This window comes from Streptomyces sp. JLBJ103 (genome assembly GCF_058215575.1).
In genome coordinates this window covers 7,991,035-8,011,687 of record NZ_CM177089.1, presented here as the reverse complement: position 1 = coordinate 8,011,687, position 20,653 = coordinate 7,991,035, and the positions used below count along the sequence as shown (strand labels likewise).

The following is a 20,653-nucleotide window of genomic DNA, read 5'->3' as shown; positions in this document are numbered from 1 at the left end:
TCTTCACGGATCAGCCCGCGGCGTCTGGTGCGGTGGATCGCAAGGCGGAGGGTCGCCCTCGTACCGGGTCGTACTCGGACGACCCCGACAACGCAGCGAGGTGCCGTGCCAGGCGTCGCGGGCCCGCGAAGATCCGCCGGACAGGGTCTACTAGCCCCGGTGCGCACCCGGCCGTCAGTAGTAGTGGCGCAGCGAGGGCCACAGGGCCGACCACGGTGCGCGAGTCCCCGAGCACAGCTCGACGGCCGCGTGCTGCTCCTCGTTGTCCAGGTCGTGGTGGTTGTCGACGCGGGCGGCCTCACGGCAGCCGGTGAAGTGCCGTGCGATGCGCCGGTCTCCGTCCTGGTGGACCAGCAGCACCGGACCGTCGGCAGAGTCGGGGGGCGGCCCCCAGTCGGCGTAGCTCATATGGCCGGAGTAGACCGGGGGCAGGCCCCGCCCCGGGCCGTAGTGCCCGATCGCTCCCGCTTCACCGTAGTTCTGGGCGAAGATCACCGCATGGTCGCGCCGGTCGGCGGGAATGAGGGACCACCCGTCCCGGACGGCGCTCACCAGCGTGGGCCAGCCCACCTGTTCGCCCTGTTCCGGGTTGACCGCCTGAGCCACCGCGAGGGCGCCGGTCGGCAGCACCGGCAGTCCGATCACGGCGCTCACCGCGGCCGTCACCGCCACCGCCGCCCCGGCGGTCCAGCCTCGCACGGCACGCCGGCCCGCCCGGGTCCACGCGGCCACGGGCTCGCACCCGGCGGCCATGAGCACGATGAGCAGCGGAATGACGTAGTACCCCCTGCCCCCGGCCACCAGCACCAGTGCGCACAGCAGCGGATACGCCAGCGCCGTCGGGCGGGCCCAGCGCAGAGCGGGGTCGCGCCACAGCCGTAGCCAGCCCGCCACCCAGACCGGTACGAACACCGGGGACAGAAACAGGATCTGCTGCGGGACGAACATCGCGCGGTTCTCGGCCCCGTCGTCGGCCCGGATGCCGTCCGCGACGGTCAGCTGCGGCCACCCGTGCCGGGCCTGCCACCACAGCTGGGGCAGCACGAGGACCAGCGCGACCGCCGCACCGGCCACCGGCCACCCGCCGCGCAACACCCGCCGCGGGCCCACCGCGAGCAGCGCGGCCACCACGACGGCGATCAGCAGTACCACCAGGTACTTGTTCTGCACGCCGATCCCGGAGGCCGCTCCGACCGCGAGCCACCAGCGGCCGTCCCCCGTACGCAGCAGCCGTAGCACCAGCCAGCAGACCAGCAGCCACACGAGCAGGTCGAGGGTGGAGGTGGAGAGCATATGGCCGATCCCCAGCACATATCCCGACGTCGCCGTGGTCACCGCGGCGATCACCTGCGCGCGACGCCCCCCGCCGAACTCCCGGGCCAGCGCGGCGACCACCACGACGGTGACAGCGCAGCAAAGCGTGGCGGGCACCCGCAGCGCGGCCGGGCTGTTCCCGAAGACGGCGGTGGCGGCCCTGGCCACCAGCGGGGTCAGCGGTGGCTGGTCCACATACCCCCAGTCCGGGTGATCGCCAGCGGCGAGGAAGTACAACTCGTCGCGGTGAAAGCCGTACCGCCCGGAGAGGGCGGTCAACACCCCCGTGAGTACGGCGGCGATGCCGAGGACCGGGACGGCGGCGAAGCGCGCCACCCCCGGCCGGTCACCCGTCACACTCATGGCAGCAATCCTCCGGGACGGACACGGCACCCCCTGTACCGTGCGGCCCGTTCGCAGCGTACGGGCGCGATGAGGGCTCCGCACTCGGAATGCCCCCGTCCCCCTCCCGCAGCCGGGAACGTCCCGGCCCCGCGCCCTGGTTGCCTACACGTTCCGCGAGGCGGGCGCGGAAGGCGACCAGCGCGGTAGAGGCCCCGGCCGCGCCACTCCGGCACCGTACCTCCGCCCCAGAGCCCGGCCGAACGGGGCGCCTGGTGTCAGCTCCAGCCGCTCCGCGCTCACCGGGTAGTTACCGGCCGTGGCGAGCACCGCGACGGCGGTGTCCGGCGCCTCGGCGAGCCGGGCGAGCAGCCGGTGCCGAAGACGCCCGCTGTCGGGGCCGAAGACCCGTTCGCGCGCCTGGAAATCACCGCCTCCACTTCGGCCGCTCCCAGTACCGGGCGCAGCCGGACGTGCGTATCGAGCTTCCACTCGACTTCATGGCCCCGGGCGGAGAAGTGGCGAATCTGCGCGGCGATCAGCAGGCCCGTGGCGCCCGGCAACCGGTTTGCGACCGGATCGCTCCACCTCGCGATCATGTTTGAATGCCGGAGTGACAGACCTCGACGTACTCAGGGTGTTCTGCGGGCCTTACGGCCGCGGCGGCAACGTACTCGGTGTGCTGCGTGACGGCCGCGCGGTGACCGGCGAGCGGGAGCGGCAACGGGTCGCGGCTCAACTGGGCTTCAGTGAGACCGTGTTCGTGGATGACCCGGAGCGCGGCATCGTGGACATCTACACCCCGAGCGCCCGGCTGCCCTTCGCGGGCCATCCCCTGGTGGGCACCGCCTGGCTACTGGATCTGCCCGAGCTGCTGCCGCCGGCCGGTGAGGTCTTCGCCCGCCAGGACGGCGAGTTCACCTGGGTCACCGGCCGCCCCGAGTGGGCCTCGGGGCGGCGCATCCAGCGGTACGCCTCCGCGGCCGAGGTCGACAGCCTCCCCGCACCGCCGGAGGGCGAGGGCTGGCTGTACGCCTGGGCGTGGCTGGACGAACCGGCCGGGCGGGTACGGGCCCGTGGTTTCCCGCGCCGGGGAGACGCGATCGTCGAGGACGAAGCCACCGGCTCGGCCGCACTGGCGCTGTCGAGCGAGTTGGGTCGATCCCTCAACATCAGCCAGGGGGCGGACTCGCAGATCCTCACCAGCCCCCAACCGGACGGTTCCATCGAGATCGGTGGCCGGGTCGTCCTCGTCGAGACCCGCACGCTGTAGCGGCACGACCCACCTGGACCCATTTAGACCGAGGTGTCCGCCGCCTCCGCGTAGCTGATCGCGATCCGGGCTCCGAGCCGCGCGTTGTTCTTGACCAGGGCGATATTGGTGGCCAGGCTCTCCCCCTTCGTCAGCTCGACGATCCGGCCGAGCAGATAGGGGGTGGCGTCCTTGCCGGTGACACCCGCTTCCGTCATCTCGGCGAGCGCCCGCTCGATGATGCCGTCGATCCGCTCGGCCGGGATCTCGTCGTCCTCGGGCACCGGGTTGGCGATGGACAGTCCCGCCGTCAGGCCCAGGTCCCACTGGGCGCGCATGATGGCGGCGATCTCCTCGGGGGAGTCGGCGCGCAGCGGGGAGGGGAAACCGCTCACCCGGGAGTAGAAGGCGGGGAAGTCGTTCGTGCCGTAGCCGAGGACGGGCACGCCCAGGGTCTCCAGGGTCTCCAGGGTCAGCCCGATGTCGAGGATGCTCTTCACCCCGGCACTGATGACCGCCACCGGGGTGGTGGAGAGTTCGGTGAGGTCGGCGCTGATGTCGAAGGAGGTCTGCGCTCCGCGGTGCACTCCGCCGATGCCACCGGTGACGAACACCTTGATACCGGCGAGCGACGCGATCCGCATCGTGCTCGCCACGGTGGTGGCGCCGTGCCCGCCGCGCGCCATCACCTGGGCCAGGTCACGCACGCTGACCTTGCGCACCTCGGGGCTGGTGGCCAGCAGTTCGAGGTCGTCCCGGTCGAGTCCGACGCGGGGCCTGCCGTGCAGTACGGCGATGGTGGCGGGGACGGCGCCCTGGGCACGGATGATCTCTTCGACTTCGGTGGCCATCGCCACGTTCTGCGGATACGGCATCCCATGGCTGATGATGGTGGACTCCAGCGCGACCACGGGGCGGCCGTCGCGCAGCGCGTCCCGGACCTCCTCGCCGAGGGTGAGCCGGGGGTGCGGGCTGGTCATGGGGTCCTCCGCAGGGGGGCGTTCAGCGCGTCCTCGATCAGACGCGGGGTCAGGTCGGGTCGTACGGTGGCGGTGGAGGCCACGGTCAGCGCGGCCGCGGCGTGGCCGAAGCGGGCTGCCTCGACCGGTTCGGCGCCGGTGAGCAGGGCGTGGACGAAGGCGCCGAGCATGGCGTCACCGGCGCCGGTGACGTCGTGCACCTCGGCCGGGATCGCGTCGAGGAAGGTGTGGCCCGCGTCGGGGGTGCTGAGCAGACTGCCGCGCTCCCCGAGCCGTACCCACACGTGCTGGACCCCGCGCTCGTGGAGGGCGGCCACGGCCGCGAGCAGTTCGCGGTCGTCCCCGCCGACCGGGTGGCCGGTGAGGGCGCCGAGTTCGGCCAGGTTGGGGGTGACGGCGAACACCGGGCGCGCATCGGAGAACAGCGGGGCGAGCAGTGCCGCCTTGGGCACGCTGACCGGGTCGATCAGGGTCTGGACACCGGTGGCGGACGCGATGTCCAGCGCGTATGCCAGCACCTGGGGGGAGAGATTGCCGTCGAGCACCAGCATGCTCGCATGGCCGATGAGCTCCCGCGCGTGGTGCAGATGTTCGGGGCTCAGCCCGTCGGTGGCGGCCATGTCGGCGATGGCCACCACCAGATCGCCGTCGGCGTCCAGCACCGCCGTGTAGGTGCCGGTGGGATGGGTGCTGCGGTGCACATGGTCCACCCGCACCCCGGTGGCCTGAGTCTCGCTCAGCAGCCGCTCCCCCGCCGCGTCCTGGCCGACGGCGGCGATGAGATGGGTGGGGGTGCCCAGCCGGGCCAGGTTCTCCGCGATGTTGCGGGCCACCCCGCCGGGGCCGGTGTGGGACCGGCCGGGGTTGCTGGTGTGGTACGCGACCGGGGCGAGGCTGCGCACCTTGACGTCCACGTTGGCGCCACCGATGACCACCACCGCGTGCTCCTGGCGCAGGATGTAGCCGCGGCCCAGGATGGCGCCTTTCTTGCCCAGGTTGGACAGATGGACATTGACCGCCGCCCGGGTGGTCCCGAGGGCGTCGGCGATGGTCTGGGGTCCGGCCAGCGGCTCCCGTCGCAGCAGCGCGAGGATTTCGCGCTCCCGGCGCGTCAACATCATGTTCAGCAGAGTAAAGGAAACTTACTCGCATAAACAGAGCCCGGTGGGTGGCGTTCGACGGGCCAGAAGATCGCGCCGGAACGACGGATGACATCCTGAGGACCTTGGCTGGCCGGACTCCTCGGCGACAGCCCGGGGAGATCTGTCCGGTAGTGAGGAAGAAGGCCGATGAGACTCTGCTTTCTGGTGGAGGAGCGTTATCGCCACGACGGGATGCCCCGTGAGGTGATCCATCAGCTCTCCGCCTGGGGGCATCAGGTCGATGTGATCCGCCCGGGCACCTCCCTGACCCGGATCTCGGACGCGGTACGGGCGGGCAGCCATGACGCCTGGGTGCTCAAGACCGTCTCCGGCGGCCCCGGTCTGACGCTGCTGGAGGCCGCGGCGGCGGTCGGGCTCACCACCGTCAATGACGCGCGCTCGATCCGCGGGGTGCGGGACAAGGCCCTGGCGGCGGCCATCGGACACAGCCGCGGACTGCCGGTGCCGCCGACCTGGACGGCGGCCCGACCGGAAACCCTGGCCGAGATACCGGAGTCGGCGTATCCCCTGGTGGTCAAGCCCGCGGACGGCAGCTCGGGGCGGGCGGTGCGACAGGTGGCCTCACCGCGGCGGCTGGCCGCGCTGAGCCCCGAACTGGCAGCGGAGGGCGTGCTCATCGCCCAGCCCTATGTGCCCAACTCCGGCATCGACCTCAAGGTGTACTGCGTCGGCGGCGAGCTGTACGGGACCGAGCGCCCCTCACCGCTCGGCCCCGAACGGGGCGTACGCGGGCGGCGGGTGGCGCTGCCCACGGAGGTGGCCGCCCTCGCCGCCGCGGTCGGGGCGGTCTACGGCCTCGATCTGTACGGGGTCGATGTGCTGCTGGGGCCGGACGGCCCGGTCGTCGTCGATGTGAACGACTTCCCCAGCTTCCGGGAGGTGCCGGACGCGGCGGCACGGGTGGCGCGTGCGGTGCTGGAGCTGGCGCGTGGCGACGGCGCCCGGCCGCCCCTTCGGGATGTCGTGGCCGTGCCACCGGCGGGAGCTCCGGTACCGGTGCACGCGGCGGCGGTGACGGCGGTGAGCGGCGGCTGATGCGTATCGGCCTGATCACCTCCGACCCCGGTCATCAGCTTCTCGCCGACACCACGGCCCTGCTGACACCCCGCCATGAGGTGGTGGCCGTGGACCCCGCCACCCACGACATCGCGCCACCCGACGCGGTCTCCCCCGGTGCCCTCGCCGATGTGTATCTGCTGAAGGCCAGAACACCCCGGGCGCTGACGCTCGCCCACACCCTGGAGCGACGCGGTGCCCCGGTGGTGAACTCGGCCGCGGCCACCGGACTCTGCCAGGACCGGACGGCGATGGCCGAACTGGCCCGCCGCGCCGGGCTGCCGTTCGCCGCCACCCGTACGGTGACGAGGCTCGGCGGGATGGCGGCGGAGCGGCTCGGCGGTCCGGTCGTGGTCAAGAGCCGGCACAGCCGTCGGCACGATCTGGTCGCACGGGCCGATGACACCGCGGGCTTGCGCGCCCTGGCCGCCGCCTGGCCCGATGAACCCGTGGTCGTCCAGGACTTCACCCCGAACGACGGCTGGGACCACAAGCTCTGGGTGATCGCGGGCACGGTGTTCGCCGCGCTCCGCCGCTCGGAGCTGGCGCCGGGCGGCCGAGGACCCACCCTGCCGCTGCCGCTCGGCGAGCTGCCGCGGGGCTGGCTGGAGCCGGTGCTCGAGGTCGGCTCGGTCTTCGCGCTGGAGGTGTACGGCGTGGATGTGATCGACGCGGGCGGAGGCACCCCGCTGATCGTGGACATCAACGCGTTTCCGGGGGTACGCGGGCAGGCGGGCGCCCCGCGCGCGCTGGCGGAGCTGGCGCTGCGCATCGCCGCGCACGGCGCACCCGACCGGCTCGACAGCAACGGCGGGCGCCCAGAGCGCGACGGCGGAGGCACGCTCCCCTGCCTCCCGACATCCCTGGTGGGCGAGGGGCGGACCGGCCCTTGAGGGAATGGGTGTCCGGAAAGCGACGTCCGAAATAGGGGTTGTCAGCGCTCCATTGGTCCCGGCAGGCTGAAACTCGCCTCCGCGCGAGGTCCAGTATGTGTACGACGGTCCGCACCAGCGGCCGGTTGATTCAGTGGTACGAAAGGACGTCAGGTGACCGCACAGCCCACCGGCACCAGCCTGTGGATCAGGCAGTTCCATCCCGCGCCGGACGCGGCGACGCGACTTGTCTGTTTACCCCACGCGGGCGGTTCGGCCTCCTACTTCTTCCCCGTCTCCAAGGCGCTCTCCCCGAAGGTCGACGTTCTCGCCGTCCAGTACCCGGGTCGGCAGGACCGCCGCAACGAGCAGTGCATCGATTCCATCCGCGACCTGGCCGATGCCCTGGTCCCGGAGCTGCTGCCGTGGACCGACAAGCCCATCGCGCTGTTCGGCCACAGCATGGGGGCGACACTCGGCTTCGAGGTCGCGCTGCGCCTGGAGCAGAAGGGCGTGATACCGGTCACGCTGTTCGCCTCGGGTCGCCGCGCGCCGTCCGCCCACCGCGACGAGACGGTGCACCAGCGGGACGACGAGGGGCTGATCGCCGAGGTGAAGTCGCTCAGCGGCACCGACTCCCAACTCCTCGGCGACGACGACATCCTGCGGATGGTCCTGCCCGCCATCCGCAATGACTACAAGGCCGCGGAGACCTACCGCTTCACCTCGGGGCCGCGGCTGGCCGCCCCGATCCAGGCCCATGTGGGTACCAGCGACCCCAAGGCGACGGTCGAGGAAGTCCGCGCCTGGAGTGAGCACACCTCGGGTGGATTCGCGCTGCACACCTACCCCGGCGGCCACTTCTATCTGAACAGCGAGGCGCCGCGCGTGATCGCGTCGATCTCCGAGACGCTGTCCTCGCCGCCTTCCTGACACCGACACCTCGCGGCTCACGGCGCCCGGGGCGCAAGCGGGCGCCCGGGGCGCAAGCGGGTTCAGCTGTGCGGGCGTCCGGCCGGCACGGTCCGGGTGTAGTCCTCGACGGTGGCGTCCAGGCCCACGTCCCGGCCGGCCCGCTCGGACAGCAACCAGCGGTGTTCCAGCAGCTCGTAGTAGATCTGCGCGGTGTCGGTGGCACCGCGCAGCTCCAGCGGAACGGCGCGTACGGTCGGCCGGAAGACATCGCGCACCCAGCGGTGCGCCAGTACTTCCGGCCGTGCGCCGAGCGGATCGCCGGGCGCGTAGTCGTCCTGGGTGGCCATCCAGGTCTCCAGGTCGTTCAGCAGACTGCGGGCCTGGTTCTCCTCCGCGTCCAGACCGGTCAGCCGCAGCAACTGGCGCTGGTGGTGGCCCGCGTCGACGACCTTGGGCACAAAGGTGACCGTGTCTCCGTCGGGCGAGCGCTCGATCTGCATCTCGGCCACATCGAAGCCCAGGTCGTTCAGGCGCCGCACCCGCCGGTCGATGTAGTGGCGCTTGGCCGTCGGATACACCGACTGCCGGGTCAGCTCGTGCCACAGCTCGGCGTACCGCTCGGCGATGGCCTGGCCGAAGAGCACCGGGTCGACCGAGGGGTGGAGCGAACCACTGGCCTCCAGGTCCATCAGCTCGCCCGCGATGTTCACCCGGGCCACCTCCACGTCGTACTCCCGCTGTCCAGTGGTCAGCCGTGGCTGGATCTGCCCGGTCTCGGCGTCCACCAGATACGCGGCGTACGCGCCGGCGTCCCGCCGGAAGAGGGTGTTGGACAGCGAGCAGTCGCCCCATGCGAAGCCCGCGAGGTGCAACCGCACCAGGAGTACGGCGAGCGCGTCGAGCAACCGCTTGATGGTGCTCGGCCGCATCGTCGTCTCGAACATCGAGCGGTACGGCAGCGATCCCACCAGATGCCGGGTGACCAGCACCGGTTCCAGCGATTGACCGCCCTCGCCGGTGCGTCCGGTGACCACCGCGAGGGCGTCCACCGCGGGGATGGCGAGCCGGTCCAGATCCCGCAGCAGCCCGTACTCCCGGACCGCCGCCCACTCGCCGACCTCCTTGACCGCCACCACTTCGCCGCCCGCGCGGGCGAACCGGACGACATGGCGGGAGATACCACGGGGCAGCGACACCAAGTGCTCGTCCGGCCACTCCTCCAGCGGGATGTGCCAGGGCAGATCGAGGAGGGATGCCGGATGCTCGGGCGAGGTGGCGGTGATCTGCAACTCCATGACACACCAGTGTGCGGTACGGAGGCGCGATCGGGGATGGTCGGGGATGTCCGCAACTCTGGACAGAATTGGACAGGCTCTGTCCACATATCTACGCTGCGGGGAGTTAACCGGACATGATCGGTCCGTTTACCGGGGGTCGATCTCCGCCTGTCCGACGGCTCTCCGCACTGTCCGTCCACCCTCGAAGGGAACCCGGTCTTGCCCCATCTCGTCGGCACCACCGCCGTGATCACCGGTGGCAGCGAGGGCCTCGGCTACGCCATCGCCGACGCGTTCGCCACGGAGGGCGCCGGCCTGGTGCTGATCGCCCGCGATCAGGACGGACTGAACCGAGCCCGGCAGACCCTGTCCTGCCACGGGACCACGGTGCGCACGCTCTGTCTCGACCTGGCCGATCACGGCGCCGCGACCACCGCCGCACAGCACGTGCTGGAGCTGACCGACCGGGTGGACACCCTCGTCAACAACGCGGGGACGGCGCACTTCAGTCCGCTCGCCCAGACCTCCGCCGACACCTTCGACACCATGCTCCACCTCAATGTGCGGGTGCCGTTCCTGCTCGCCCAGGCGCTGCTTCCGGCACTCACCGCCGGACGCGGCAGCATCGTCAACATCACCAGCTACTGGGCGGATTCGACGGGCACCGGCCGCCCGTCCGCCGCCTACTCCGCCACCCGCGGCGCGATCAACGCGATGACCCGGGCGCTCGCCGGTGAACTCGGCCCGTCCGGCGTCCGGGTCAACGCCATCGCCCCGGGCGCGGTGCGCGCCCCGGCGTACGAGCGCGAGCACATCGTCCCGACGAGTGCCGAGCAGCGCGAGGAACACGAGCGCCGCACCGGTGACGCCTATCCCCTGGGCCGTGTCGGGGCGCCGAGGGAGGTGGCCGCCGCCGCGGCCTTCCTCGCCTCTCCGCAGGCCGGTTGGACGACCGGCACCATCATGAACGTGGACGGCGGGCTGGCGGTCCGCTGAGCGCTCCGCGGCAAGTGCCGCGCCCGTACTACCGCCGTGCCCACCGCCCGTTCTACCGCGTGGCCCGCGGGCCGGTCAGCACACGTCCAACGCGGCGCCGACGATGCTGTCGGCGTCCAGACCGTGGTAGCGGTACACCGACTCCAGATCGCCGGACTGCCCGAACCGGGTCACCCCGAGGTGAGTGGCGCGTACCTGGTTGATGCCACTGAGGAACGCCAGCGTGTGCGGATGGCCGTCGAGGACGGTGAGCAGGGGTGCCGCCCGGTGCGCGGGGAACGCCGCGTCCAGGATCCAGCTGTCGCCCTCGCCCCGGCCGGAGCGGGCCTGTACCGCCTCGAAGAGCAGACCGGGGCTGGTCACACAGACCACGTCGGCGGGGGTGCCCTGCGCTTCCAACCGCTCGGCCGCCAGCAGCGCTTCGGGCACCACGGCGCCCATCGCGGCGATCGTGACCGCGGGCTGCCCGGCGGAGCGCACCAGCGGATACGCCCCGGCGACGGTCTGCCGGCGGCGGCGCTCACGGGCCGCCGGATCGGTGGGCACGGCGGCGAGGCTCTGGTCCACCGGGCGGGTGGAGAGCCGCAGATAGGCGGAGGTGCCGTCGGGCCGCCCGAGCCGGGCCAGCGAGGCCAGCAGCGTCCACTCGACGTCGATCGCGAAAGCGGGCTCGTAGGTGACACAGCCGGGCTGTTCGAGCCCGACCGAGGGGGTGGTGACCGACTGGTGCGCCCCGCCCTCGGGAGCCAGGGTGACCCCGGAGGGCGTACCGACCAGGATCGACTGGCCGCCCGCGTAGATCCCGAACGACCAGGGCTCCAGCGCCCGTTCGACGAATGGATCGTAGAGCACCCCGATGGGCAGCAGCGGCTGACCCCAGCGGCTCCAGGTGGCGCCCAGCTCGGCGAGCAGCCCGACCAGGTTGCCTTCGGCGATGCCGAGTTCGAGGTGCTGGCCGGTGGGCCGCTCCCGCCAGTGCAGGATCGTCTCGGGGTCGTCCTCGAACCAGTCGCGGCGTTCGTCGGCCGCCGACCAGACCCCGACCTTGTTGACCCAGCCGCCGAGGTTGGTGGAGGAGCTGACGTCGGGGCAGAGCGTCACCACACGGCGCGCGGCCTCCGGGGCGGCCCGGGTGAGGTCCAGCAGGGCGCGGCCGAGCGCGGCCTGGGTGGTGGCCTTTCCGTGGGGGGTGCGGCCGATGTCGGTGGGCAGCTCGGGGACGGGGGTGAGGGTGACGGGTTCGCGCCGCAGCCGGGCGGCCACCCGGGTGCAGAGCCGACCCGCAGCCGAGTCCGGGGCGAACCGCTGCCACGGGTCGTCGAGCGACATGCCCACCCGCTGCCCCAGCTCGGCCATCTGCTCGGCCGACAGCAGTGAGGAGTGGTTCTGCGGATGGCCCTCGGTGGCCAGCCCGTTCCCCTTCACCGTGTACGCGAAGATCACGGTGGGCCGGGTGTCGTCGATGGCGCCCAGCGCCTCGTCGAGCGCGCGCAGATCGTGTCCGCCGAGGTTACGGAGGGCGGCGTGCAGGGTGGCGTCGTCCAGCGGCGCTATCAGGCTGTGCAGGGCGGCGGCTTCGGGGCCGTCGCCGGGCAGCCGGGTGCGCAGCTGCTCCGGGGTGCAGCGCAGCAGCCGCTGGTACTCGGGGTTGGTCATCTCGTCGATCCGCCGCCGCAGGGCGTCCCCGCCGGGCCGGGCGAACAGCTCCCGCAGCAGCCGTCCGTACTTGACGGTGAGCACCTGCCAGCCCGCGGCCTCGAACATGCCCTGCAAGCGCTTGGCGCCGATGTTGGGCACCACCCGGTCCAGGGACTGCCGGTTCACATCGACGATCCAGCAGATCTCACCCAGCTCGCCGACCATCGGGTCGAGGATCGCCTCCCAGCAGGCGCCCTCGTCCAGCTCCGCGTCCCCGACCAGCGAGTACTGCCGCCCGGTGCCCGCGCCGCCCGCCACGGAGTCGGTGTAACGGCGGGCCAGCGCGCCCCAGATCGGCGCGGTGGCGCCGATGCCCACCGAACCGGTGGAGTAGTCGACGGGATCGGGGTCCTTGGACCGCGACGGATAGCTCTGGAGACCGCCGAACTCCCGCAGCGTGGTCAGATACCGCTCGTCCAGCTCCCCGAGCAGGTAGTTGATCGCATGCAGCACCGGAGAGGCATGCGGCTTCACCGACACCCGGTCCCCCGCCCGCAGTCGGTCGAACCACAGCGCCGTCATGACCGTCGTCATCGACGCGGACGACGCCTGGTGCCCGCCCACCTTCAGCCCGGTGGGGTTGGGCCGTACCCGGTTGGCGTGGTCGATGATCGCGGTCGCCAGCCAGAGCACCCGCTGCTCCACCTCGCGCAGCAGCGCGTCCTGCGCCGCGAGCGCGTCGGAGACCTCGGCCTCGGGTGTTGTCGCGCTGGTCTTCGTGGTCATGAGGGTCGGTCTCCTCGGCATTCGGGCCCGTCGTGGTGGGACGGCGTATTCGTCAGGCGCGGTCTGGTGGGAATGCGCCTCGGTCGTGCGCGGCCTGGTGGGCCGCGTCATGGCCGGCGGATTCGGAGATCACCAGCGAGACGTAGTCTCCGTTCCGCCCGCGCACTCCGCAAGGGCTGCACGTCCCGATCCCCCGGCCCGGCCCTGTCGCCTCCCGCTCCCCGCCTCCGACAGTGCCGCGCGCCGCATCCCGCGCGGGGGCGCGTTCTACCGTGTCGGGCCGGTGGCGTAGCCTCTCAGCCGCCCATCGCCCCGGTACGAGAGGATCCACGATGTACGCCGTCTGGGTGCTGCTCGCGGTCTTCTCCGGTGGGCTCATCGCCGTACAGTCGCGTCTCAACGGGGAGTTGGCGCACGGGATGCACGACCCGTACGTCGCGGCACTCATCTCCTTCGGCTCCGGGCTGGTGGTCATAGCCGCCGGGCTGCTCATCGCGGGTGCCCGGCGGGCGGGGCGGCGGGATGCCGCGGAGGGGCCTGGGCGTACCGGGCCGGGTGCGGTCGTACGCGTGGTGCGGGAAGGCCGACTGATGTGGTGGCAGGTGCTCGGTGGCTGCGGTGGCGCTTTGCTGGTGCTCTCGCAGGCGCTGACGGTCACCGCGCTCGGGGTGGCCCTGTTCACGGTGGCCGTGGTGGCCGGACAGACCGCGGCCGGGCTGGTCTTCGACCGCAAGGGGATCGGACCCGCGGGGCCGCAGCCGCTGACGGCGCCGCGGATCATCGGCTCCGTCCTCGTCCTCGCGGCGGTCGGGGTGTCCACGGCGGGCAAGCTGAGCGCGGACTTCCCGCTCTGGATGCTCGCCCTGCCACTGGTGGCCGGGGCCTGTGTGAGCTGGCAGCAGGCCGTCAACGGCCATGTGCGCGTCGCCACCGGCTCGGCCCCGACCGCGACCTTGACCAACTTCGCGGTCGGTGCCACCGTCCTGGCCACGGTGTTCGCCGTGCACTCGGTCGCGGTCCATCCGCCGCGTACGTTCGCTCCGGACTGGTATGTGTACTGCGGCGGGCCGATCGGCCTCGTCGTCGTCGGGATCGCCATCGCGGCCGTTCACCAGCTCGGTGTGCTCATCCTCGGGCTGGCCACCATCACCGGCCAGCTCCTGGGATCACTCGCGCTGAACATGGCCTTCCCCCGGGCGGGTGCCGAGGTGACCGGCTCGACGTTCGCAGGGATCGCCGTCGCGCTCGTGGCCATCACGATCGCCGCTCTTCCCCGGCGACGCGGCCGGGGCTCACGGACGGTGGCCACCGGCGCCGCGAACACCACCGCGGCCCCGTCCACCGTGTCCCAGTTCACCGCGGATCAGTCCGCCGCCACCGAGTCCCGGGCACGGCGCTGAGCGTCATGGCCTGAACACGATGTCCGATTTCCGCCAGCACCGCTCCCCCGGCATGGCCCACAGTGGACACCGTGATGACGGAGGACGGTAGGTACGAGGCGGTGCGTGGCCGGGACGCGCGGTTCGACGGTGAGTTCTTCTTCGCCGTGGCCACGACCGGTATCTACTGCCGGCCGAGCTGTCCGGCGACGACGCCCCGGCGGAAGAACGTGCGGTTCTTCCCCACCGCGGCGGCGGCGCAGGGCGAGGGGTTCCGGGCGTGCCGTCGCTGCCGCCCGGACGCCGTGCCCGGTTCGGCAGCGTGGAACACCCGCGCCGATGTGGTCGGGCGCGCGATGCGGATGATCGGCGACGGGGTGGTGGACCGCGAGGGTGTGGCGGGGCTGGCCCACCGGCTGGGCTACAGCCCGCGTCAGGTACAGCGGCAGCTCAACGCCGAACTGGGTGCGGGGCCCATCGCCCTCGCCCGCGCCCAGCGCGCCCACACCGCCCGCATCCTCCTCCAGACCACCGGTCTCCAGGCCACGGAGATCGCGTTCGCCGCCGGATTCTCCAGTGTGCGGCAGTTCAACGACACCCTGCGCGAGATCTACGCGGCCACCCCGAGCGAACTGCGCGCCGCCCGGCCACGGACGGGGCGGACGAGGCGGACGGGACAGCCGCGGCAGGGCGGCGCACGGCCCGGGGTGGCGCTGCGGCTCGCGCATCGCGGGCCGCATGCCACCACCGAGGTGTTCGACTATCTGGCCCGGCGCGCCCTCACCGGGGTGGAGGAGGTCATCGGCGCCCCCGGCGCCCGTACCTACCGGCGCACCCTGCGACTGCCGCACGGCCACGGCATCGCCGAGGTCGACGAAGGCCCCGGCGACGACGGCTGGCTGGAGTGCCGGCTGCGGCTGACCGAGCTGCGCGATCTGACAACGGCCAGCCAGCGGATGCGGCGGCTGTTCGACCTCGACGCCGATCCGTACGCGGTCGGCGAGCGGCTGGGGGCCGACCCCGCGCTCGCGCCCCTGGTGGCCGCACGGCCGGGGCTGCGCTCCCCGGGCACCGTCGACCCGGGGGAACTGGCCGTGCGCGCCGTCCTGGGCCAGCAGGTCTCGGTGACCACGGGACGCGGTCTCGGCGATGCGCTGGTCGCGGCGTACGGCGAGCCTCTCGCCGACCCCGACGGGGCGCTCACCCATCTCTTCCCCCGCGTCGAGGACCTGGCCGACGCGCCGCTCACGGAGCTCGGGATGCCCGGGAGCAGACGGGCGACCCTGCGCACCCTCGCCACCGCGCTCGCCGACGGCACCGTACGTCTCGATGCCGGAGCCGACCGGGAGCAGAGCGAGCGGGAGCTGCTGGCGCTGCGCGGAATCGGCCCGTGGACGGCCGGTTACCTCCGGATGCGGGCGCTGGGCGACCCCGATGTGCTGCTGGCGGGCGATGTCGCGATACGGGCGGGGGCGCGCCGTGCCGGGGTGCGGCTGGAAGACGCGGAGAGCTGGCGGCCATGGCGCTCGTACGCCATGCACCACTGCTGGAACGCCCCGGCCGCGGCCCCGGTCACCGCGCTGGAAAGCGCCCCGGCCACCCGCGGCTGACCGCCTCCCGGCACCATGAACACGATGTCCGAATCCCGCCAGCATCCGGTGTCCGATTTCCGCAGACTGGACAGCGATCAGGACACTTCACAGGAAAGCGATCAAAACCATGACGGTCTACACCATGTTCCACAGCCCTCTGGGCGAACTGCTGCTGGCGGGAGAGGAGTCCGCGACCGCCCCGGGCGGTGTCGCACTGACCTCGCTCTCGGTGCCCGAGCAGCGGGGCGGGGCGACGGTCGGTGACGACTGGCGGCGCGACGACGCGGCGTTCACCACGATCGTGGAGCAGCTGCGAGCGTATTTCGCGGGGCGGCGCACCCGGTTCGACATCGAGTTCACGCCCGCCGGCACCCCGTTCCAGCAGCGGGTCTGGCAGGCGCTCGAGGAGATCCCGTACGGCACGACCCTCAGCTACGGCGCGCTCGCCGAGCGGGCCGGGGCGTCTCGCACCGCCGTGCGCGCGGTCGGTACGGCCATCGGCCGCAATCCGCTGCTGGTCGTGCGCCCGTGCCACCGGGTCATCGGGGCCGACGGTTCGCTGAGCGGCTACGCGGGCGGGCTGGATCGCAAGCGCGGTCTGCTGCGGCTCGAGGGCATCAGGGACCACGCATGATCACCAAGAACACGGCCACCCGGGCCCGCCGCGCCCTGGACTCGGCCGACTGGCGGGCCCTGGCCGGGGAGCTGGACACCTACGGCTGTGCGCTCACCCCACGGCTGCTCAACGCCTCGGAGTGCCGCTCCCTGGCGGGGCTGTACGACGAGGAGGCACGCTTCCGTTCCACGGTCGACATGGCCCGGCACCGCTTCGGCTCCGGCCAGTACCGGTATTTCAGCCATGAACTGCCCGCGCCGGTAGCGGAGTTGCGTGCCGCCTTCTATCCGCATCTGCTGGCGGTGGCGCGCGACTGGGCGGCCCGGCTGGGGCGCCCCGCGCCCTGGCCGGACACCCTGGACGCGTGGCTCACGCTGTGCCACGCGGCGGGGCAGAGCCGGTCGGCCCAGATCCTGCTGCGTTACGGGGCGGGCGACTGGAACGCCCTGCACCGTGATGTGTTCGGCGACATGGTCTTCCCGTTGCAGGTGGTCATCGGGCTCGACGAGCACGGCACCGACTACACCGGCGGAGAGTTCCTGCTGGTGGAGCAGCGGCCCCGAGCCCAGTCGCGCGGCACGGTCAATGTGCTGAAGCAGGGCCACGGCCTGATCTTCACCACCCGCGACCGGCCGGTGCGCTCAGCCCGCGGCTGGTCCGCCGGGGCGATGCGGCACGGAGTGAGCACCGTGCGCTCCGGCCACCGCCACGCCCTGGGCCTGGTGTTCCATGACGCCTCCTGAGCGCGCCCGTGGCGATGGCCGACGCCCCGGGCTCCCCGCGTACGTACACACTGCTGGGCGCCGACGGCCGTCCGTACCGCACCACGGAACCGTCATGAACACCCCGCGACACATCGACGAACGGCCCGTCTCGCCACTGCTCGGCGAGGACGAGGAGACGGCGTACGGCCCGCTGCCGTGCCCCGCCCCGCACACCGCGGCCGAACTCACCGCCGTCATCGGCATGGTGGACCTCCTGGCGCCCCGCACCGGGACGGTGGCCGTCGGCCACAGCCGCGACACCGCCTCGCGCGCCGCCGCCACGGCGTTCGGCACCGCCTGGCAGGAGCGGGGCGGGCAGGTCGTCGCGGTGGTGGACTGGCCCGAGACCGCCGCGTCATGGCTGCGCCCGTCCCGTCGGCTGACCGCACCGGCGCCGGACGCCTGGGTGGTGGCCGCGGCGCCGCTGGGCTGGGTCCGGATGAGCCGCCGACTGCGGCACAGCACCGTATGGGATCCGTCGCGCACCGTCGCGTTCGCCTCGCTGCGGGACCCCCGCGTCCCGGCGCTGGCCGGTCCGGAAACGCTGCACGGGCTGCGCGGGGCCACCGCCGACGGGGGAACCTGGGACATCCGCCACCGCTGGGTCACCTCCCACCCGGCGCGGGAGGGCGGTGGCACACCGTGGACGCGCTGATCCCCCGGCCGCGGATGAGGGTGGCCCCCGGCGCCGTTCATGTGCCCGGCTGGCTCGGCCTCGACGAACAGCGCCGCCTGGTCACGGCCTGCCGCGCCTGGGCCACCGGCCCGGTGCCGATCCGCCGCACCCGGCTGCCGAACGGCGGGGTGATGTCCGTACGCACGGTGTGCGTGGGGTGGCACTGGAAGCCGTACGCCTACACCCGGACCGCGGACGATGTGAACGGCGCGCGGGTGGCCGCGTTCCCGGACTGGATGGTGGAGCTGGGCCGCCGCGCGCTGGCCGCGGCGTACGAGGACGAGCGGGCCGGTGACGGCTACACCCCCGACACCGCGCTCATCAACTTCTATGACGCGCAGGCGAAGCTCGGCATGCACCAGGACAAGGACGAGCGCTCCAGCGCACCGGTGGTGTCCCTCACCGTCGGTGACACCTGCGTGTTCCGCTTCGGCAACACCGAGACCCGCACCAAGCCCTACACCGATCTGGAACTCGCCTCCGGCGATCTGTTCGTCTTCGGCGGCCCCTCGCGCTACGCGTATCACGCGGTGCCCAGGATCCTGCCCGGCACCGGTGATCCGGCCACCGGGCTGGCCGCGGGGCGGTTGAACATCACCATGCGCGTCACGGGGCTGACGGAGCGGGGCTGAGGAGGCCGGGCTGAGGCACCCGTTTGCGGTGTCCCGGCGGGGGACCCCGACGCCGCGTGCGCACCCCGGCGCGCACCAACCTGCCCTAAGGGGCGGCCAGTTCACGCGCCCGGCGCAGCCCCGCGGTGACATCCGCGAGCGTGGCGCAGTCCTCCACCGCACCGCCGGCGGGCAGTGTCAGGTCCGTGGGAGGGCGGCGGGTGGCGACGGCGTCGGCGAGGTCCGACAGCGCGGTACGCAGCCGCTCGGCCAGTTCCGGGTCGGGGGCCGCGGCACCCTGGTCGAGCCGGACACCGCAGGCCGTCGCGGTGTCCACGATCTCCTCGAGCGCGGAGACCACCGGGGCCCATACCGCCAGATCCCGTCCGAAGGGCGGGTGTTCGGCGCTGGCCACCGCCACCGCGCGGCGGGCGTCGGCCAGGGCGCGGTACGCCTCGCGGCGCAGCCGGAGCCGTACCGCGTAGGGGGCGTCGGTGGTCAGCACCCGGTCGAGGTGGTCGCGGGTGGCGCGCACGGCGAGCGAGAGCCGGACGGACACCTGGGCCCGTGGACCGCCGAGTCCGGGCAGCGCTCCGGCGGCCAGCACCACCACACAGGCCAGCAGGGTGGCCATCAGCCGGGTGTACTCGGCGTCCGTGTCCCCGCCGAGGTAGACCAGGGACAGCAGCAGCGGGGTGAGGACGGCGGTCTGGAGCGCGAAGTGGCGTACGGAGACGGGGATCAGCGCCGAGCAGAGCGCGGCCACGGCCACCGGCCAGACGCCCGGCACCCCGGCGAGCGGACCGAGGAGGGCGGCGAGCGCGCCGAAGACGGCCACCCCCACCGCGGTGCCCAGGGCCCGTGAGACGGCGCGGGAGAACAGCGGGCCCATGTCCGGTTTGACGAGGAACGCGGCCGTGACGGGGAGCCAGTACCAGTAGTCGCCGGGGAGTTCGCGGCCGAGTGCGGTGCTCACCCCGACGCACAGCGCCACCCGGGCCGCGTACTCGCGCCCGGCCGCGCCGAACGCGCGGCGCAGCCGCTGCCGGAGGCCGGGTCCCACGGGGCCGACGTCGGGCGCCGGTTCGCCGTCGAAGACACGGGCGGCGAGCAGCACCGCACGGTGCACCGCGACTTTGCCCGCGGTGTCCGGGACGGGCGCGGGCAGCGGGCCGGGGGGCTGTCCGGTCCGTATCGAGCGGGCCAGCCGGGCGGGGGTGCGTGCCAGCTCGTCCGGCAGGGGCACGTCCTCCCACAGCAGGGTGAGGGCCGCTTCGCTGAGCGCTCCGGCCACCGCGAGGCGGTCGCGCAGCCCCCGTTCGCGGGTGTCGGGCCGGTACCGCGGCAGCCGGTGGGCGTAGAGCGCTTCGTAGGCGGTGTCGTACGCGGTGGTCAATCGGCGCCGGGCGGGGCGGCCGCCTTCGGTGCCCACCGCGGCCATCAGCTCCGAGAGGGCGTCGTAGACGGCGGCCACGACCTCACCCGCGTCGGCGCGGGCGGCCGGGCGGCGGCGGGCCGGCCGGGGCAACCGGGGCAGCAGCGCCGCCATGGCGATCACCCAGGCGGCACCGGCGAGGACCAGCCCGCCGCGTCCGGCCGGGTCTTCCGGCAGTGGCATTCCGGCGCCGACGACACACAGCACCATCAGCTGCACTCCGGCCGCCGAGCACACGGGCCCGATGGCGCTGAGCGCGCCCGAGACCAGTCCCACGGCGGCGAGCGCGCCCGCGATCCCCGCGCCGAGGCCGAGGGTGCCCAACCAGACCCCGATAAGCATGCCGACGGCTCCGGCGAGGGCGGGCAGCCCGATGCGGACGACCCGCGTGCTGCGCGTCGCGGGGCGGTCGTTGATATGGGCGAACATCGCGCCGAGCCCGGCGGTGACCCCGGCGGAGGTGTGTCCCGAGGCGACTCCGGCGGCCACCACGGGGCCGACGCCGAGTGCCCCGCGGACGACGGCGCCCCAGTTCACGGGGGTGCCGGTCCCCCACACCCCGCGCAGGGGATGGATCAGCCAGTCGGGCAGGGTGGGGCGAACGCGCAAGGATCCTCCGTGGTGCTGTGCGGTGCGGGTACCGCGTCGGTGCGGGTGCTGCGGGCATGGCGGCGCGGCGGCCGTGCGGGCGCTGTGTCGGAATCTCGGTCGGGTGGAATCAGGCCAGGTCTCCTCGACCGTAAGGTAGTCATGCGGAACTTCCGTAACCTGCGCATTTCCGCCATGTGAGATGTGGGTGATCCGGGGGCGTCCGACGGTGGTCGTGCGCCGGAGCGGGGAGGCACGCGGGGCGGCCGGTCAGCTGCGGGATGAGCGGCGCGCGATCGGCGCGATCGAGGTGATGACAGAACCCGATCACACAGCTTTTCAAAGCGCACATGCCAGGCTCATATGTGTCCGAGGCGTGGCCATCTTTAGACGGAGCGTGT

17 protein-coding genes are annotated in these 20,653 nt (G+C 72.8%); 11 read left to right on the top strand and 6 right to left on the bottom strand.

The features are described 5' to 3' along the window. Positions 1-174 precede the first annotated feature (174 nt). Entirely contained in the window at positions 175-1,677 is a 1,503-nt protein-coding gene (locus tag AC4BEG_RS34310) for an ArnT family glycosyltransferase (RefSeq protein WP_490703566.1), read from the bottom strand. 592 nt (positions 1,678-2,269) lie between these two features. Between AC4BEG_RS34310 and AC4BEG_RS34305 the strand changes: the two genes are divergently transcribed. After that, positions 2,270-2,929 (top strand): PhzF family phenazine biosynthesis protein, encoded by a 660-nt coding sequence (locus AC4BEG_RS34305; RefSeq protein WP_490703565.1) that lies wholly within the window; start codon positions 2,270-2,272, stop codon positions 2,927-2,929. Between the two features lie 23 nt (positions 2,930-2,952). Here the strand turns inward: AC4BEG_RS34305 and AC4BEG_RS34300 are convergent, their stop codons facing one another. Both AC4BEG_RS34300 and AC4BEG_RS34295 read right to left on the bottom strand, forming a co-directional pair. Then, positions 2,953-3,888: a pseudouridine-5'-phosphate glycosidase gene (locus AC4BEG_RS34300; protein WP_490703564.1), complete on the bottom strand. Its 936-nt coding sequence runs from the start codon at positions 3,886-3,888 to the stop codon at positions 2,953-2,955. Continuing rightward, positions 3,885-5,009: a carbohydrate kinase family protein gene (locus AC4BEG_RS34295; protein ID WP_490703563.1), complete on the bottom strand. Its 1,125-nt coding sequence runs from the start codon at positions 5,007-5,009 to the stop codon at positions 3,885-3,887. Before AC4BEG_RS34295 ends, AC4BEG_RS34300 begins: the two co-directional genes overlap by 4 nt. A 168-nt stretch (positions 5,010-5,177) precedes the next feature. Here AC4BEG_RS34295 and AC4BEG_RS34290 point away from each other — a divergent pair, with 168 nt between their 5' ends. The 3 genes from AC4BEG_RS34290 to AC4BEG_RS34280 all read left to right on the top strand — a co-directional run bounded on the left by AC4BEG_RS34290 (position 5,178) and on the right by AC4BEG_RS34280 (position 7,912). Further along, positions 5,178-6,086 carry an ATP-grasp domain-containing protein gene (locus AC4BEG_RS34290; protein ID WP_490703562.1) on the top strand — a complete coding sequence of 303 codons (909 nt, stop codon included), beginning with the start codon at positions 5,178-5,180 and terminating at the stop codon, positions 6,084-6,086. Further along, on the top strand, positions 6,086-7,000 hold the full coding sequence (locus tag AC4BEG_RS34285; RefSeq protein WP_490703561.1) for an ATP-grasp domain-containing protein: 915 nt from the start codon (positions 6,086-6,088) through the stop codon (positions 6,998-7,000). Before AC4BEG_RS34290 ends, AC4BEG_RS34285 begins: the two co-directional genes overlap by 1 nt. Before the next feature lie 153 nt (positions 7,001-7,153). After that, the gene (locus tag AC4BEG_RS34280) at positions 7,154-7,912 is read left to right on the top strand and encodes a thioesterase II family protein (RefSeq protein WP_490703560.1); all 759 of its coding nucleotides are present in this window, start codon (positions 7,154-7,156) and stop codon (positions 7,910-7,912) included. Between the two features lie 62 nt (positions 7,913-7,974). Here the strand turns inward: AC4BEG_RS34280 and AC4BEG_RS34275 are convergent, their stop codons facing one another. Continuing rightward, the gene (locus AC4BEG_RS34275; protein WP_490703559.1) at positions 7,975-9,189 is read right to left on the bottom strand and encodes a DUF4032 domain-containing protein; all 1,215 of its coding nucleotides are present in this window, start codon (positions 9,187-9,189) and stop codon (positions 7,975-7,977) included. 201 nt (positions 9,190-9,390) lie between these two features. Here AC4BEG_RS34275 and AC4BEG_RS34270 point away from each other — a divergent pair, with 201 nt between their 5' ends. After that, positions 9,391-10,167 carry an SDR family NAD(P)-dependent oxidoreductase gene (locus tag AC4BEG_RS34270; RefSeq protein WP_490703558.1) on the top strand — a complete coding sequence of 259 codons (777 nt, stop codon included), beginning with the start codon at positions 9,391-9,393 and terminating at the stop codon, positions 10,165-10,167. Between the two features lie 75 nt (positions 10,168-10,242). Here the strand turns inward: AC4BEG_RS34270 and AC4BEG_RS34265 are convergent, their stop codons facing one another. After that, on the bottom strand, positions 10,243-12,591 hold the full coding sequence (locus tag AC4BEG_RS34265; RefSeq protein WP_490703557.1) for a thiamine pyrophosphate-binding protein: 2,349 nt from the start codon (positions 12,589-12,591) through the stop codon (positions 10,243-10,245). Positions 12,592-12,923: 332 nt separating this feature from the next. On the opposite strand from AC4BEG_RS34265, the gene AC4BEG_RS34260 reads away from it, so the two are divergent. From AC4BEG_RS34260 to AC4BEG_RS34235, 6 genes are all read left to right on the top strand, one after another. Continuing rightward, positions 12,924-13,991, top strand: coding sequence for a DMT family transporter (locus tag AC4BEG_RS34260; RefSeq protein ID WP_490703556.1), 1,068 nt, complete (start codon positions 12,924-12,926; stop codon positions 13,989-13,991). Between the two features lie 74 nt (positions 13,992-14,065). After that, positions 14,066-15,580 carry an AlkA N-terminal domain-containing protein gene (locus AC4BEG_RS34255; protein ID WP_490707299.1) on the top strand — a complete coding sequence of 505 codons (1,515 nt, stop codon included), beginning with the start codon at positions 14,066-14,068 and terminating at the stop codon, positions 15,578-15,580. A gap of 109 nt (positions 15,581-15,689) precedes the next feature. Next, a complete protein-coding gene (locus AC4BEG_RS34250) occupies positions 15,690-16,196 on the top strand; it encodes a methylated-DNA--[protein]-cysteine S-methyltransferase (protein ID WP_490703555.1) in 507 nt (168 codons plus the stop codon). Next, positions 16,193-16,921, top strand: a complete 729-nt coding sequence (locus AC4BEG_RS34245) for a 2OG-Fe(II) oxygenase (protein WP_490703554.1) — start codon at positions 16,193-16,195, stop codon at positions 16,919-16,921. The genes AC4BEG_RS34250 and AC4BEG_RS34245 overlap by 4 nt, the downstream gene beginning before the upstream one ends. A 94-nt stretch (positions 16,922-17,015) precedes the next feature. After that, positions 17,016-17,597, top strand: a complete 582-nt coding sequence (locus tag AC4BEG_RS34240; protein WP_490703553.1) for a hypothetical protein — start codon at positions 17,016-17,018, stop codon at positions 17,595-17,597. Further along, positions 17,585-18,250 (top strand): alpha-ketoglutarate-dependent dioxygenase AlkB family protein, encoded by a 666-nt coding sequence (locus AC4BEG_RS34235; protein WP_490703552.1) that lies wholly within the window; start codon positions 17,585-17,587, stop codon positions 18,248-18,250. The genes AC4BEG_RS34240 and AC4BEG_RS34235 overlap by 13 nt, the downstream gene beginning before the upstream one ends. An 85-nt stretch (positions 18,251-18,335) precedes the next feature. On the opposite strand, the gene AC4BEG_RS34230 is transcribed toward AC4BEG_RS34235, so the two are convergent. Then, complete coding sequence (locus AC4BEG_RS34230) at positions 18,336-20,273, bottom strand: FUSC family protein (protein ID WP_490703551.1); 1,938 nt, start codon at positions 20,271-20,273, stop codon at positions 18,336-18,338. Between the last annotated feature and the right edge of the window lie 380 nt (positions 20,274-20,653).